At 62.8% G+C, this 15,372-nt stretch carries 14 protein-coding genes; 5 read left to right on the top strand and 9 right to left on the bottom strand.

Features of this window, described 5'->3' with window-relative positions; all coding sequences use genetic code 11:
• Nucleotides 1–75 precede the first annotated feature (75 nt).
• Nucleotides 76–1,638: an ABC transporter permease gene (locus RPE78_RS01595; protein WP_406721048.1), complete on the top strand. Its 1,563-nt coding sequence runs from the start codon at nucleotides 76–78 to the stop codon at nucleotides 1,636–1,638.
• Nucleotides 1,639–1,643: 5 nt separating this feature from the next.
• Nucleotides 1,644–2,498 (top strand): ABC transporter permease, encoded by an 855-nt coding sequence (locus tag RPE78_RS01590; protein WP_339107774.1) that lies wholly within the window; start codon nucleotides 1,644–1,646, stop codon nucleotides 2,496–2,498.
• Nucleotides 2,499–2,554: 56 nt separating this feature from the next.
• Here the strand turns inward: RPE78_RS01590 and RPE78_RS01585 are convergent, their stop codons facing one another.
• Complete coding sequence (locus RPE78_RS01585; protein WP_406721676.1) at nucleotides 2,555–2,965, bottom strand: NADPH-dependent FMN reductase; 411 nt, start codon at nucleotides 2,963–2,965, stop codon at nucleotides 2,555–2,557.
• 102 nt (nucleotides 2,966–3,067) lie between these two features.
• Between RPE78_RS01585 and map the strand changes: the two genes are divergently transcribed.
• The gene (gene map / locus RPE78_RS01580; protein WP_406721047.1) at nucleotides 3,068–3,817 is read left to right on the top strand and encodes a type I methionyl aminopeptidase; all 750 of its coding nucleotides are present in this window, start codon (nucleotides 3,068–3,070) and stop codon (nucleotides 3,815–3,817) included.
• 8 nt (nucleotides 3,818–3,825) lie between these two features.
• On the opposite strand, the gene RPE78_RS01575 is transcribed toward map, so the two are convergent.
• The 8 genes from RPE78_RS01575 to RPE78_RS01540 form a co-directional block, all read right to left on the bottom strand.
• Entirely contained in the window at nucleotides 3,826–4,773 is a 948-nt protein-coding gene (locus RPE78_RS01575) for an AEC family transporter (RefSeq protein ID WP_406721046.1), read from the bottom strand.
• A complete protein-coding gene (locus RPE78_RS01570) occupies nucleotides 4,770–5,579 on the bottom strand; it encodes an MBL fold metallo-hydrolase (protein WP_406721045.1) in 810 nt (269 codons plus the stop codon). Before RPE78_RS01570 ends, RPE78_RS01575 begins: the two co-directional genes overlap by 4 nt.
• Nucleotides 5,576–6,388, bottom strand: coding sequence for a TatD family hydrolase (locus RPE78_RS01565; protein WP_406721044.1), 813 nt, complete (start codon nucleotides 6,386–6,388; stop codon nucleotides 5,576–5,578). The genes RPE78_RS01570 and RPE78_RS01565 overlap by 4 nt, the downstream gene beginning before the upstream one ends.
• A 22-nt stretch (nucleotides 6,389–6,410) precedes the next feature.
• Complete coding sequence (locus tag RPE78_RS01560; RefSeq protein WP_406721043.1) at nucleotides 6,411–7,538, bottom strand: DNA polymerase III subunit delta'; 1,128 nt, start codon at nucleotides 7,536–7,538, stop codon at nucleotides 6,411–6,413.
• Nucleotides 7,538–8,167 carry a dTMP kinase gene (tmk, locus tag RPE78_RS01555; protein ID WP_339107768.1) on the bottom strand — a complete coding sequence of 210 codons (630 nt, stop codon included), beginning with the start codon at nucleotides 8,165–8,167 and terminating at the stop codon, nucleotides 7,538–7,540. Before tmk ends, RPE78_RS01560 begins: the two co-directional genes overlap by 1 nt.
• Before the next feature lie 9 nt (nucleotides 8,168–8,176).
• On the bottom strand, nucleotides 8,177–9,355 hold the full coding sequence (locus tag RPE78_RS01550; RefSeq protein WP_339109527.1) for a D-alanyl-D-alanine carboxypeptidase family protein: 1,179 nt from the start codon (nucleotides 9,353–9,355) through the stop codon (nucleotides 8,177–8,179).
• Nucleotides 9,356–9,367: 12 nt separating this feature from the next.
• The gene (locus RPE78_RS01545) at nucleotides 9,368–10,270 is read right to left on the bottom strand and encodes an SPOR domain-containing protein (RefSeq protein WP_406721042.1); all 903 of its coding nucleotides are present in this window, start codon (nucleotides 10,268–10,270) and stop codon (nucleotides 9,368–9,370) included.
• Nucleotides 10,271–10,563: 293 nt separating this feature from the next.
• Nucleotides 10,564–12,630, bottom strand: coding sequence for a PAS domain S-box protein (locus RPE78_RS01540; RefSeq protein WP_406721041.1), 2,067 nt, complete (start codon nucleotides 12,628–12,630; stop codon nucleotides 10,564–10,566).
• 153 nt (nucleotides 12,631–12,783) lie between these two features.
• Between RPE78_RS01540 and RPE78_RS01535 the strand changes: the two genes are divergently transcribed.
• Both RPE78_RS01535 and RPE78_RS01530 read left to right on the top strand, forming a co-directional pair.
• Nucleotides 12,784–13,785: a ligase-associated DNA damage response exonuclease gene (locus RPE78_RS01535; RefSeq protein WP_406721040.1), complete on the top strand. Its 1,002-nt coding sequence runs from the start codon at nucleotides 12,784–12,786 to the stop codon at nucleotides 13,783–13,785.
• Nucleotides 13,785–15,365, top strand: a complete 1,581-nt coding sequence (locus RPE78_RS01530) for a cisplatin damage response ATP-dependent DNA ligase (RefSeq protein WP_406721039.1) — start codon at nucleotides 13,785–13,787, stop codon at nucleotides 15,363–15,365. The genes RPE78_RS01535 and RPE78_RS01530 overlap by 1 nt, the downstream gene beginning before the upstream one ends.
• The last annotated feature ends 7 nt before the right edge of the window (nucleotides 15,366–15,372 follow it).

Raw genomic sequence — 15,372 nt, 5'->3', positions numbered from 1 at the left:
CACGCCCGGCCCCCGATTGCCTTCCGACCCGCCCAGTTCAAGAGGCAGGCGGTTGAACCGACAGGGACCAATGACATGAGCGACACCGTCGAAAGCGCCGACCAGATTTCCGGCGAAGGCAGCCGCGAACTCAAGCGCAGTCTTGCGCGCGCGCTGCGGGCACAGAAGATGCGGGCGCTGGCAATGATCGCCCCGCTGCTGATTTTCATTCTCGTGACGTTTATCGCGCCGATTGCGGATATGCTGTTCCGTTCGGTCGAGAACGAGATCGTGTCCGACACGCTGCCACTGACGGTGAAGGCGCTTGACGATTGGGATTACAGCAGCGGCCAAGCCCCGTCCGAAAAGGTCTTTGCCGCTTTCTATTACGATATGTATGTCGCCTCCGAGCTGAAAGAACATACCCGTCTTGGCTCGCGGCTGAATTACGAGACCACGGGGATCTCTTCGCTGTTCCGCAAGTCGGGCCGCCGTGTGGACCGGTTCGATACGGATATCTACACCAAGCAGTTCACGGCGCTGGATCCGGCATGGGCGGCCCCCGCCACATGGGAGACGCTGGCCGGGGCTCTTGAAGAGACCCCCGATGCGCTGCCCGAAACCGCAGGCGCGCTGAAAGATTACGAACATATGCTGAAGGCGGATGGCAAGACGCTGGCCAAAACCAAGCCGGTCGATATGCTGTTCACCGCGCTTTACCGCGATCTGGCCGCCGGTGCGCCGGGGCCGGAGGGCACGCTTGCGCCGATCTTCGCGCAGGCCAAGGCGGCGGTGGGCAGCTTCGAGACCGTCTCGATCCGCGACCAGTTTTCGGCCATCGACAAGGGCTGGCTCGACCCCGAAGTATGGGGCACCATCAAGGCCTATGCGCCGAAATTCACTCCCGGCTATTTCCTGACCGCCATTGACTACAAACTGACCCCGCATGGCATCGAGAAACAGCCCGAAGACCAGCAGGTCTATCTGAAGCTGTTCTGGCGCACGCTGGTGATGTCGCTGGCGATTACGGTCAGCTGCATCCTGCTGGGCTATCCGGTGGCCTATCTGTTGGCCAATCTGCCGATGCGTACTTCTAACCTGCTGATGATCCTTGTGCTTCTGCCTTTCTGGACCTCGCTTCTGGTGCGGACCTCGGCGTGGAAAGTGCTGCTGCAGAACCAAGGTGTGATCAACGACCTGCTGGTCTGGGCGCATATCATCGGGGAAGACGGGCGGCTGGCGCTGATCAATAACCAGACCGGCACGATCATCGCGATGACCCATATCCTGCTGCCCTTCATGATCTTGCCACTGTATTCCGTGATGCAGACCATCCCGCCAACCTATGTGCGTGCGGCCAAATCCTTGGGCGCGACCGACTGGACGGCCTTCTGGCGGGTCTACTTCCCGCAATCGGTGCCGGGCATCGGGGCAGGATCCATTCTCGTGTTCATCCTTGCCATCGGCTACTACATCACGCCGGAACTGGTGGGGGGCACCTCGGGGATCTTCATCTCGAACCGCATCGCCTATCACATCTCCAGCTCGCTGAACTGGGGTCTCGCCGCCGCCCTTGGCAGCATCCTTCTGGCCGCCGTCATGCTGCTCTATTGGGCCTATGACAAAATCGTCGGCATCGATAACGTGAAACTGGGATAAGAGACATGAGCGCACTTCCCCCCTATGCCTCCACCGGCCAGCGGATCTGGTTCTATACGTTCCGTGTTCTGTGTGGCCTGATCTTCTTCTTCCTGATCGCACCGATCATCACGATCATTCCGCTTTCCTTCAACGCCGAGAACTTCTTTACCTTCACGCCGGGTATGCTGGCACTGGACCCCGATGCCTATTCGCTCAAGCATTATGTGGATTTCTTCACCAATCCCGACTGGCAGCAGGCGCTGAAAAACTCGGTCACGATCGCACCGGTGGCGACGCTGATCTCGGTGTCTTTGGGGACGCTGGCGGCCATCGGCCTCAGCCAGAGCCATGTGCCCTTCAAGCGTGCGATCATGGCGATCCTGATCTCGCCGATGATCGTGCCGCTGATCATCTCGGCGGCGGGGATGTATTTCTTCTACTCCCGCGTCGGCTTGCAGGGCACCTATATCGGTGTGGTGCTGGCCCATGCCGCTCTGGGCATCCCCTTCGTCATCATCACCGTGACGGCCACGCTGGTGGGCTTTGACCGCTCGCTGACCCGGGCTGCGGCGAATATGGGCGCAGGGCCGGTGCGCACCTTCTTCAAGGTGCAGATGCCGCTGATCCTGCCGGGCGTGATCTCGGGCGCGCTTTTCGCCTTTATCACCTCCTTCGATGAGGTGGTGGTGGTGCTGTTTGTGGGTTCGGCCTCGCAAAAGACCCTGCCGTGGCAGATGTTCATCGGCCTGCGCGAACAGATCTCGCCCACCATTCTGGCGGTGGCCACGATCCTTGTGGTGTTCTCTATCGCGCTGCTGGCAGCGGTAGAGCTGCTGCGCCGCCGGAATGAACGCCTGCGCGGTGTCACCCCGCGCTAAACGGGCAAGATGAAAGCTTAAATGAACCAGAAGGCCCGCGCGCTACGCGGGCCTTTTCATGTTTCAATAGCTGCGGAAAACCGGTTCAAGTCGTTTTCCATATCATGGCGCTGCTTATCTTGTGACAGGCGGGTTTCAATCTCCGGTTGCGGGATGTGCAGCAACTCAAGCTTCAAGAACACCTCGGGCAGAAATCCGGAACTGACCGTTGCCAGCACCAGCCGGAGCTGCGCCAGCATATCATCGCCACGATGGGAGGCATGCATTAAGGCGATATGCTTGTGAATAAGTTCCTCGCGCGAGACCAGCCAGTCGATGGCATTATTCAAGCCACCCGGAATAGAGCGCACATATTCGGGGCTCGCGATAATCAGCCCGTCGCTTTTTCTGATCATCCCGGCCAGAGTCACAATCGGTTCAGGGGGATCGCTCTCCTGATCTGGCGAAAACACCGGAAGATCCCCCAGCCGGTCACAGATAACGCCTGTCTGCGGTAGATTCTACGGCAAGGGTTTATTGTCCATCAGGTGGCGGTTTGATAAGCCAAGGCACGTTAGACGGAGCCCGATATGATTGTGACCAGTGAAGCCGAGCTAGACGGGCTGAAAGAGATCGGCCGGATCTGCGCCAATGTGCTGCAGGGGATGGCCCGCGCGGTCGAGCCGGGGATGACGACGCTGGAGCTGGATGACATCGGGCGTGCCATGCTGGAGGCGGCAGGCGCGGTCTCGGCCCCCGAGGCGGTCTACCAGTTTCCCGGCGCCACCTGCATTTCGGTCAATGAGGAAGTGGCGCATGGCATTCCGTCGGGTCGGGTGATCCGCGCGGGCGATCTGGTCAATATCGATGTTTCGGCCAGCAAAAATGGCTATTTCGCCGATAATGGTGCAAGTTTCGGGGTGGGGCAGATGCGCCCCGTGCTGGACCAGCTGTGCCGCGACGGGAAGAAGGCCATGCAGATCGGCGTGAAACAGGTCGCGGCGGGCAAGCCCCTGAACGGCATCGGCATGGCGATCGAGCGCTTTGCCAAGCCGCGCGGCTATACGCTGATCCGCAATCTGGCCAGCCACGGGGTGGGCAATTCGCTGCATGAATACCCGGAGGAAATCCCGACATGGACCGAGAAACGCGACAAGCGCGTGATCGAGAAGGGGCTGGTGCTGACGGTCGAGCCCTTCCTGTCGATGGGCGGCGAATGGGCCGATACCGAGGAAGACGGCTGGACGCTTTATGCCGAGCCCTCGGCCCCCACCGTGCAATATGAACATACCGTGGTGGCGACCGAGAAGGGCGTGATCATCGTCACGATTCCCGACTGAAGTCCCGATTAAGGCAGGAAAGCGATCCACGTCCATATGGTCAGGGTCGAAAGTGCCGTGCCCACCAGCACCGCCGAAGCCGCCACCCGTTTGCCCACGCCATAGATATTGGCGAAGAGATAGGCATTGACCCCCGGCGCCATCGCCGCTGTCATCGTGACCGAACGCAGCTGGTCCATGTTCAGGCCAAAGCCGAACCGCGCCAGCACATAGGCAAGTCCCGGATGCACAAGCAAGGACAGCACGCAGACCATCGTGATCGCGCGGCTGTCCCCTTCGGGGCGATAGCGCACCAGCACGCCGCCCAGCCCGAAAAGCGCCGCCGGAATCGCCGCCCCCGCCATCATATCCATCGCGGCCCAGATCGGATGCGGCAGCGGCTGGCCGGTGACGAACTGCCCCAGCTTGATCAGCAGCCCGCAAAGGATGCCGATCACCAGAGGCGTTCGCAGCACGCCTTTCAGCGCATTGATCCCCACCCGCGCAAGGCTGATGCCCTGACCTGCCGAGCGCGTGGCCTCCATCGCCAGAATGCCTACCGTATAGAGGAAGGGCGAATGGATCGAGATGATCGCGAAATTGCCCGCCAGCGCCTCGGTGCCATAGGCGCGCTCGGTGATCGGGATGCCCAGCAGCAGCGAGTTGGAGAACAGGCAGCAGAAACCGATGGCGATCGCCTCGTCGGGATGGCGGCCCATCAGGCGCGCGCCCAGAATGCCGATCCCAAAGGCCAGCAGAGCGCCCGCGTAAAAGCTGACCATCAACCTCCAGTCGAAGCTTGCGCCCAGATCCAGTTTCGCAATCGACCGCGCCAGCAGCACCGGCACCGCGAAATTCTGCGCAAAGCGCATCAGCCCGTCAACCGCTGTCTCCGAAAACAGGCCTTTCCAAGTGGCAAGATAGCCAAGACCGACGATCAGGAAGACAGGCAGGATGACGTCGATCAATGTGCTCATGCGTCGGGCAGCTCCAGCACCATGCCATCATAGGCGGGGACCACATGATCGGGGGTCTCGCGCATCACCGCGTCATAATCGAGGTCGATATGCATATTGGTGATTACGCCGTGGCGGTTGCCCGCGCGCTCCATCCATTCCAGCGCAAGCGCCAGATGGGCATGGGTCGGATGCGGCTTGCGGCGCAGCCCGTCCAGCACCCAGATATCGAGGTTTTGCAGATAGGGCCAAGCCAGAGGCGGAATATCCGACACATCGGGAAGATAGGCCAGACCGCCCTGCGGCCCGCCGATACGGAAGCCCAAAGCCTGGATATTGCCGTGATCCACCTCGAAAGGGGTGAACGGCAACTGCCCGCCCGCCCCATCAATCACAAACGGCCCGTCGATCTCGGTCAGCTCGCAGATCGGTTTGTAATTGCTGTCCTCGGGTTGGACAAAAGCATAGTCGAAGGCCTTGACCAGACGGCCAGCGGTCTCGGGGTCGGCAAAGACCGGCAGACGCTGGCCCATGTTGAACACGATCTGGCGCAGGTCATCGAGCCCGTGGATATGGTCGGCATGCGAATGTGTATAGACCACCGCATCCAATTCGCCCACGCCCGCATCCAGTAACTGTGCGCGCATATCGGGGCCGGTGTCGATCAGCACGCGGGTGGTGCCTGCCGCGCCCAGACGTTCGACCAGCATCGAACAGCGGCGGCGGGCGTTCTTGGGGTTTGCGGGGTCACATTCCCCCCAATGCCCGCCAAGCCGCGGCACGCCGCCCGAGGAACCACAGCCAAGGATCGTGAAGCGCAGGGTCATTTGGCCCTCCAGCTGGCGGCCTTGGCAAAGAGCGTGTCGAAGTTTTTCTGCGTCTGCGCTGCAAACTCGGCGTAGTCCATGCCGAAGACCTCGGCACCCACACGGGCGGTATGGGCGGTGTAGGCCGGTTCGTTGCGCTTGCCGCGATGGGGTTTGGGCGCAAGATAGGGGCTGTCGGTTTCCACCAGAATGCGGTCCACGGGGGCGGTGGCGAAAATATCGCGGATCTCCTGGCTTTTCGGGAAGGTCGCAATGCCCGACATCGACAGGTAGATCCCCATCTCCAGCGCGGCTTTGGCCAGTTCCGGCCCCGAGGAAAAACAATGCAGCACGCAAGGATAGGCTTTGCGGGCCATGCCCTCGCCAAGGATCCTCGCCATATCCTCATCGGCATTGCGGGCATGGATGATCAGCGGCAACTGGGTTTCCTGCGCCGCCTCGATATGGATCTTCAGGCTGACCTTCTGCACCTCGGCGCTATCGGCGGAATAGTGGTAATCCAGACCCGTCTCGCCAAGCCCCACGAATTTCGGGTGCTGGGCCAGCGCCACCAGTTCCTCGACCGAGGCCATCGGCTCTTCGGCGGCGCTCATCGGGTGGGTGCCTGCCGCATAGAAGACCTGATCATAGCGCTCGGCAATCGCGCGGACCTGCGGTTCATTTTTCAGCCGCGTGCAGATGGTCACCATCCGGCTGACGCCCGCCTCGACCGCGCGGGCAATGACCTGATCGCGGTCCTCGTCGAAACTGTCGAAATCCAGATGGCAGTGGCTGTCGGTAATTTGCGGAATATCGGTCTCGCGGGCCACTTTGCCTCTCTTTCCGGACGGCTCAGGCGGCCGCCGCTGTTAATTTAAGAACCATATCGACCACCAGCGCGGCAGGGTCAAGGTTCACCGCCCGCCCATGACGCGCGCGGGTGCCAAGTTCTTGGTGCAATGCTGCCCATTTCATCGCTGCCAGCTGGTCGGGCGACAATCGCGCCATCAGCTTGGCCTCGCCCTGCGCCCCTTCGGGATGGGGCGGGCCCATCACGCCCGCACGCGCCAGCCGCGCCATGAACAGATCCAAGAGCCCCAGCGCCAAATCAAACCGCTCGGCATTCTGGCGGCCGGTGAAACTTTCGGCCAAGGCCAGCGCCTTGGGGCGGTCGAGGCGGGGCAGGGTGGCCATAAGATCCACGATCTGGGCATAGGTCTCGAGCCCGCCCAGATTGATCAGCCGGATCGCCTCGCCCACCGACCCTGCCGACAGCGCCGAAAGCGCCATCATATCCACATCGGGGTCCATTGCCTCGGCCTGATCCAGCGCCTGTGCCATCGCCTCGGGGTCGAGCGCATGCAGACGTAGCTCGCGGCAGCGCGAGCGGATGGTCGGCAAAAGCCCCGCAGGCTGATGCGAGATCATCAGGAAGGTCACCCGCTCGGGCGGCTCTTCCAGAAGCTTCAGCAGCGCATTGGCGGCCTGCGTGTTCATTTCGTCGGCGCAATCGACGATCACCACACGGGGGCCGCCATCACTGGCCGACAGATGCAGAAAGCTGCGCATCTCGCGCACGCGGTCCACGCGGATATCCTGAGATAGCGCCGATCCGGTGGCATTCGGCCCGCGCTTGAGCTCGAACACACCGGGTTCGGACCCTGCCATGATCCGCCGCACCGCCGCATGGTCGGGGTCGGTATTCAGGGTCTCGGGCGGCTCGGGGACGAACATGCCGCCTGCCTCGGGCTGCGACATCAGGAATTTGGCGATGCGCCATGCAAACGTCGCCTTGCCGATGCCGCGCGGGCCGGTCAGCAGCCAGCCGTGATGCAGGCGCCCTGCACGGAAGGCCTCAAGAAACTCGGCCTCGGCCTTCGACTGGCCAAAGACCGCCTCGGCCATACGCGGATGGGGCGCACCCTCGATGCAGGAGGGATCGGGCAGGCCCGGCTCGGTTTTGGCGGCTCTCGGGGCCATCAGGGGGCCTTCTTCAGGTCGGCGGCCATGTCCTGCGTGTAGCGCAGCACATCGGCGGCCACCTCTTCGGGGGAGCGCCCGCCATTGATCGTGCGGAACCGGTCGGGGAAAAGGTGGCTCAGATCCACAAATCCCGCGCGCATCTTCTTTTGCAGGTCCAGCCCGAAATCCTCGAACCGTTCCTCGTGGCCCTGCCGTCCCTTGGCACGCGCGAGCCCCACTGCGGGGTCGATATCGATCAGGAAGGTCAGATCGGGTTCGCGTCCGATCATCATATCGTGCAGGCGGTCTACCAAAGCGCGGATATCGCCGCGCGAAAGGCCCTGATACATGCGGGTGCTGTCGGCGAAACGGTCGCAGATCACCACTTTGCCGGCGGTCAGTGCGGGCGTGATCACCCGCTCCATATGGTCGCGCCGCGCGGCGGTGAACAAAAGAAGTTCGGTATGGGGCGACCAGCGGTCCGGCTCGCCCTGCAAGACGAGCGCGCGGATTTCCTCGGCCCCGGTCGACCCGCCGGGTTCACGGGTCAGAACGACATCGAGGCCCTCCTTGCGGAGAGCCTCTGCCAGAAGACGGGCTTGGGTCGATTTGCCCGACCCGTCAATCCCCTCGAAACTGATGAACATCAGAATCCCTTAGCTGTTAGCGGCCTCAAGGGCCTTCGCGGTTAGCCGCGACAATGCCGTTTTTATCCGGATCATGAAACCCCCTTCGGCCACATCTTCGCCCGCGACCAGATCGACCATCTTCGGCTTGTCGATCCCCGGAATGGTCAGGGCCAGTTCTCCCAGCTTGGTTCCGGCCTTGACCGGCGCTTCGATGGGGGTGGTGTAATGCGCCTCGGCCTTGATCGCATCCTGCGCGGTGGCGGGCACCAGCAGTTCGAGATCTTCGGCAGGCACCAGCGAGACATCTTTCTGCGCGCCCAGCCAGACCGGCACGCGGGCCACCTGCGTGCCCTTGGTGACAACGGTTTTCATAACGAATTGGCGAAAGGCCCAGTTGGCAACCGCCTCGGCCTCCTGACGGCGGGCGGTTTCGCTATCCATACCGGCCAGCACGAAAACGATGCGGCGGTTGCCCAGATGGGCCGATCCCACGATACCATAGCCCGCTTCCTGGGTATGGCCGGTTTTCATGCCATCTGCGGTCCAGTCAGCGGCCTTGATCTCCAGCAGCGGGTTGCGGTTTTGCGCATTCGCGGGCGCGCGGTCCTTGTAATTGAATTCGGTCATCCCGAAGAACTTATAATATTCGGGGAATTCGGTGATGATGCGGGTCGCGAGGATGCCCAGATCATGGGTGGACATGCGCTGGCCGGGGTCGGGCCAGCCCGAGGCATTGGCAAACATCGAGTTCTTCATGCCCAGTTGGTGGGCGCGTTCGGTCATCTGCTCGGCAAAGGCGGATTCCGAGCCTGCCAGCCCTTCGGCCACGGTCACACAGGCATCATTGCCGGAATTGATGATGATCCCGTGGATCAGCTCTTCCACCGTCGGACGGTCCATCGTGTTGAGGAACATCGTCGAGCCGCCCATCGATTGCGCATGGTCGGAGACGGAGAAGGTCGTGTCCATCGTCACCCGCCCGTCGCGCAGCGCCTCGAACAGCAGATCCAGCGTCATCAGCTTCGACATCGAGGCGGGCGGCAGCGGAATATCGGCATTTTTTGCCATCAGGACGGTTTTGGTCGAGACATCATAGACCCACGCCGCCGAGGCCGAGGTGTCGAATGCTTTTGCCTTGGGCGCCGTGAACGGCAGGACAGTCACCACCGTGAGGCAAAGTGCGGCGAACCGGTGCGCGAAACGCATCATATTTCTTCCTTATTTCGAGACGGCAAAGGCGTCGGTAAAGCCCAGCCCCTTGATTTTCGTCAGCAACGTGTTGCGGTCGGATTGGGACGCGGCGGGACCAGCCACAACGCGCCAGAATTTCTTGCCCTGCCAGTTTTCCTCGATGGTCTGGGCCACAACGCCGGATTTACCAAGCTTGGCGGTTGCGCTTTCGGCATTGGCCTTGACCGAGAAGATCCCGATCTGCACCAGCAGACCGCCGGGTTTGGCGGCGGAGGGCTGGACGGCTGCGGCCTGCGCGGCGGGCGGTTTGGAGGCCGCTTCGGGGGCAGGCTTGGCCGCCGGTTTCGCGGCAGGCTTGCCCGAGCCCTGCGGGGCGGGGGGCGCCTTTGCGGGCGTCTGTGCGGGCAGGGCGCCGGTGGTGATGGTTTCGGGCGTCATCGCGTCGGAGGCGGCCACGACCTCGGCTTCGGGGGCAGGGTCCGCCCCTTCGGGCGCGGCTTCCTGACGGCGCAGCGCCACCACCGAAAGCTTGGCAGGCGCACCGGCCAGCATGCCAAGCGCATCTGCCGCATCCGAGGACACCTGCAATTTGGGGCCGGGATTCTCGCGTTCGCGGCGGAACAGCGCGCCAATCACGAATTTGCCGTTTTCGGTGTTGCGGATGATCACGCGCTCGGGGTCCTTGACGGTCGGATGGGCGACCCAGACACCGCCCAGCGACGGCCGGCCATCCCAAAGCCCCTGCTCCTCGACGGAAAAGACCTGAGGGGCCTCGACATCACGCTCGACCAGCCGTGCCGAGGTCTGCTCGGTCACGGTACCGTCTTCGGTCTTGCTTTTGCCGAAGGGCAGGCCCGTGGTCTGGCAGGCCGCAAGCGACAGGCCCGCGCCAAGCATGAGGATCACCGGAGATAGACGTCGTCTGTGCATTCTGCCCTTCCCATTGACGGGTCGCGATGGGAATATCCCTATCTGCCCTGAGCGCGCCCCGCGGGGCGGCGATTACATTGCCTCGGATGCCAGCCTCTTTCGGGCCGGTCGTGTCGCGCAACTGTAACTGGCAAATCGTCGCAAGGAAAGCACCTCTGGTGCCGTGAAAGGGGCCTGACAAGGTGTCTGGCCTCAGAAATGCGTGAGGGCGCGAAACCTTGCCGGTGCGCGCCCTGTGTGGCGGAGGTTTCCGCCTATGTGTCAGCCGGTGCGCTTACCGGTGTTCTGTGGCGCTAACCGGCCAGCCGCTCCTGCGGGACCTGCTGTGCCACAGGCGCGTCCAGAATGAACTTGCTGCTTTCTCTGGCCAGAGCCTCGGCCATATTCTGCAAGACGCGGGTGGTGGCCGACGCTTCCTCGAACATTGCGGCGTTCTGCTGGGTGACCTGATCAAGCTGGTTCACGGCCGTCTGGATCTCGTTCAGGCCGATCGATTGCTCGGCTGCCGAATTGGCGATATCGCGCACGGCTTGATCCAGCAACATGACCGCATCCTGAATTTCCTGCAAGGACACGCCCGACTGGTTGACGAGCGACACGCCCGAGGTCACCTGTTTCTCGGAGGTCGAGATCAGCTCGGCGATTTCCTGTGCCGCCCCCGATGACCGCTGGGCAAGCGCGCGGACCTCCGAGGCCACCACCGCAAAGCCGCGCCCTGTCTCGCCCGCCCGTGCCGCCTCGACACCGGCGTTCAGTGCCAGAAGATTGGTCTGGAAGGCGATGTCGTCAATCACCGAGGTGATGCGCGAAATGGCCTGACTGCTTTGGGCAATCGCATTCATCGCGACGATCGTATCCTGCACGATCTGCCGCCCGTTCTCGGCCCGCACACGCGCACCGCCCACCGACTTCTCGGCCTGACGCGCCCCATCGGCCGAACTTTTGACCGACGCCGCAAGCTGGTTGATGGCCGCCGCCGATTCCTCCAGCGAGGCCGCCTGTGCCTCGGTGCGCTGGCCCAGCTTGTCGCCGGCCTGAGTAAGGCTCAGTGTCTCGACATTCAGCGTCATCGCGCTTTCGACGATGCTGCTGATCAGGGACGAAATCTGCTCGAGCGAGTTGTTCATATCGTCACGCAGCTTTTCCAGCTCTGGCGGCACCTCGACATGCAGCCGCTGGCTCAGATCGCCGCGGTTCATTGCCTCGGCGATACGCTGGAAATCGGCAATCGCGTTTTTGCGCAGGGTCACGTCCGTGGCGAATTTGACCACTTTGACAACCTTGCCCTCGTCATCGAAAATCGGGTTATAGGTGGCCTGAATCCAGATTTCCTTGCCCGATTTGCAGATCCGGCGATATTCCGCGCGCTGGAACTTGCCCGCCCCCAGATCCTGCCAGAACTGCGCATAGGCGGGGCTGGTCCGTTCCGCCTCGGCCACGAAAATCCGGTGATGCTGGCCCGTGATCTCGTCAAGACGGTAGCCCAGAGCCTCTAGGAACAGGTCATTGGCGCGCAGCACCTTGCCCTCGGGGGTGAATTCGATCACCGCCTGAGACCGGCCCAAAGCCGCGATCTGCCCCTCGGCATCCGTCGTGCGGGCCTTGTCGGCGGTAATGTCCGTGGCGATCTTGACCACGCGCAGCACCCTGCCGCGATGATCGGTGACCGGATTGTAGCTGGCATTCAGCCAGATATCTCGCCCCGATTTGGTGCGGCGTTTGAACTCGCCCGACTGGAACTTGCCCGCTCGCAGCTCTTCCCAGAACTGCATATAGGCCGGACTGTCCGCCTTACCCACCGGCATGAAGCTTGCATGATGCAGGCCCACCAGCTCGGGGGCCGTATAGCCCATCGCCTTGCAGAAGGCGGCATTGGCAAAAATCACCTCGCCCTCGGGGGTGAATTCGATCACCGCATTCGACTTGTCCAGCGCATCCAGCTTGCCCGTCATCGCCAAGCGGGCCATTTCCTGCTTGGTGACATCGCTGGCCGTTTCGATGATACCGCTGACACGGCCTTCAGGGCCATAGAACGGCGTATAGCTGGCGCTGATATAAACGCACCCGCCCTCGCGTGTCTTGCGTGCGAAGACCTGCGTCTGCGCTTTGCCATTGCGCAGCGCCTCCCAGAAGGCAGAATATTCAGGCAGGTCTGCCTGTCCGTCGGGCATGAAAATACGATGATGCTGGCCGATCAGCGCCTCGGGCGTATAGCCCATCAGATCGCAGAAAATCTGGTTGGCCTGACGGATCGTGCCGTCGGGCGCAAAGCAGATGACCGCTTGCGACTGCAGGACAGCCCATTCGATGGGAAAGCTGTCAGAGGGTGCGGCGGCGCGGCGTTTTTTGAAGGTTAACACGGGAGGTGCTCCGTAATCATTACGGAACTCAAACTAGGTTGAATTACTTAATAATCTGCTTCGTAAGATAAGCATGTGATTGATATACATAGGAAATATAGACAGGATTTACGATCTTAACATGCAGAAAAATTGCAGGTTTACCTAGAGGAAATGGCTAAGTCCCTTATTTCTAAAACAGAATTCGGGATCTACTGCGCGGCGGGCGATTTCTATATCGACCCGCACCGTCCGGTGCCGCGTGCGGTGATCACTCACGGCCATGCCGATCACGCGCGAGCGGGCCACGGGGCGGTTCTCGCTACAGGTGAAACGCTTGATATCATGAGGATTCGCTATGGCGAAACCTTCGCGGGGGCGACGCAGAAGCTGACAGATCCGATTCGCCTTGGCGGGGTGGATCTGCGGCTTGTGCCGGCCGGTCATGTGCTGGGCTCGGCGCAGGTGGTGATCGAGAAAGGCGGGCGGCGCGAGGTGGTGTCGGGGGATTATTCCCGCGTGGCCAATCCGGCCTGTGCGCCCTTCGAGCCTGTGCCCTGCGACCTCTTCGTGACCGAGGCCACCTTTGCCCTGCCGGTCTTCCGTCACCCCGACCCGCTGAACGAGATCAACCGGCTTCTGGCCTCGGTGCGCCGGTTTCCCGAGCGGGCCCATATCGTCGGGGCCTATGCATTGGGCAAGGCGCAGCGGGTCATCATGTTGCTGCGGCAGGCAGGCTATAGCGAGCCGGTCTATATTCATGGTGCGCTTCAGGCGCTTTGTGACTACCATCTGTCACAAGGCATTGCCTTGGGGGATCTGCGCCCCGCGACAATAGAGACCGCGCAGGCGCGGGCGCTGCACGGGGCGATCATCATCGCGCCGCCCTCGGCTTTCGGTTCGGCCTGGGTGCAGCGTTTTGCCGATCCGGTGATCGCTTTTGCCAGTGGCTGGATGCAGATCCGCGCCCATGCGCGCAGGCGGGGGGTGGAATTGCCGCTGGTCATCTCCGATCATGTCGACTGGCCCGATGTGACCCGCACCATCCGGCAGGTCGACCCGCAGGAACTCTGGATCACGCATGGGCGCGAGGAGGCGCTGATGCGGTGGGCGGTGCTGGAGGGGCGGCATGCGCGCCCGCTGCATCTGCTGGGCTATGACGAGGAACCCGAGTGATGCGCGCCTTTGCCGAGCTTCTGGAACGTCTGGCCTTTACCGGTGGCCGCAATGCGAAACTGGCCTATCTGGCCGCATATTTCCATGCCACGCCGGACCCCGATCGGGGCTATGCGCTGGCCGCGCTGACCGGTGATCTGTCTTTGGGCCGTGTGCAGCCCGCGCTTTTGCGCGAGATGGTGGCGGAGCGCGTGGATGCCGAGCTGTTTGCGCTGTCTTACGATTTTGTCGGGGATCTGGCCGAGACAATCGCCCTGATCTGGCCCGACCCTGCCTCTTGCGAGGATCTGTCTCTGGCCGAGGTGGTCGGCACGTTGACGCCGCTGTCCAGGCCCCAGGCCGCGCGGCAGATCGCGCAATGGCTGGACCATCTGGCCGCCCCCGCACGGCTGGCCCTGCTGAAACTGGCCACGGGCGGGCTGCGCGTTGGCGTTTCGGCACGGCTGGCGCGGCTGGCACTGGCGCAGATGGGCGCGCAGGACGGGGGGCCATCTGTCGAGGAGATCGAGGAACTCTGGCATGGGCTGACCCCGCCCTATACCGCGCTGTTTGGCTGGATCGAGGGTGGGCCGCGTCCCGCCCATGCCGCGCTTGCGCCGTTCCGTCCGGTGATGCTGTCGACGCCCGTCACCGAGGAGGAGCTGTCGAAATTCGCGCCCGAAGACTATGTGGCCGAATGGAAATGGGACGGGATCCGCGTGCAGGCCGTGTCCGAAGGCGGCACCCGCAGGCTGTATTCGCGCACGGGCGACGATATCTCGGGCAGCTTTCCCGATCTGGTCGGGGCGATGGCTTTCGAGGGCGCACTGGATGGCGAGCTGCTGATCCGGCGCGGCGATCAGGTGGCCCCCTTTGCCGATCTCCAGAAACGTCTGGGGCGTAAGACGCCCGGCCAGAAGATGATGGCCGAGGCCCCCGCCGCGCTGCGTGCCTATGACATCCTGACATGGCAGGGCGAAGACCTGCGACCGCTTCCCTTCACCGCCCGTCGCGCACGGCTGGAGCAGGCCGTGGCAGGGCTTGGTCCGCGGCTGGATGTGTCGCCGCTTGTGCCTTTCGCGGACTGGCAGGCGCTGGCGGCATTGCGGGCCAACCCGCCCGAGGCGGTGATCGAGGGGGTCATGCTCAAGCGTCCGGACAGCGCCTATCTGGCCGGCCGCCCGCGCGGGCCGTGGTTCAAATGGAAGCGCGAGGCGCGGCTGGTGGATGCGGTGCTGCTTTACGCACAGCGCGGGCATGGCAAGCGGTCGGGGTTCTACTCGGATTTCACCTTCGCGCTTTGGGATGGCGAGGCGCCGGAGGCGCCGCTGGTGCCTGTCGGCAAAGCCTATTCCGGCTTCACCGATGAAGACCTCCGCCGTCTCGACCGTTTCGTGCGCACCCATACGCGTGAACGCTTCGGCCCCGTGCGCTCGCTTGTGCCGGAGCTGGTGGTCGAGGTGGCCTTCGAGGGGCTCAACCGCTCTGCGCGCCATAAATCCGGTGTGGCGATGCGGTTTCCGCGCATCAACCGCATCCGCTGGGACAAGCCCGCCCATGAGGCTGACCGCCTGCAATCGCTGCTGGATCAACTGCCCTGATGCCGAT

Source organism: Thioclava litoralis, from assembly GCF_045278885.1.
Classification (GTDB): Bacteria; Pseudomonadota; Alphaproteobacteria; order Rhodobacterales; family Rhodobacteraceae; genus Thioclava; species Thioclava litoralis.
The sequence above is the reverse complement of the archived record's forward strand: the minus strand, read 5'-3'. Positions and strand labels throughout refer to the sequence as shown.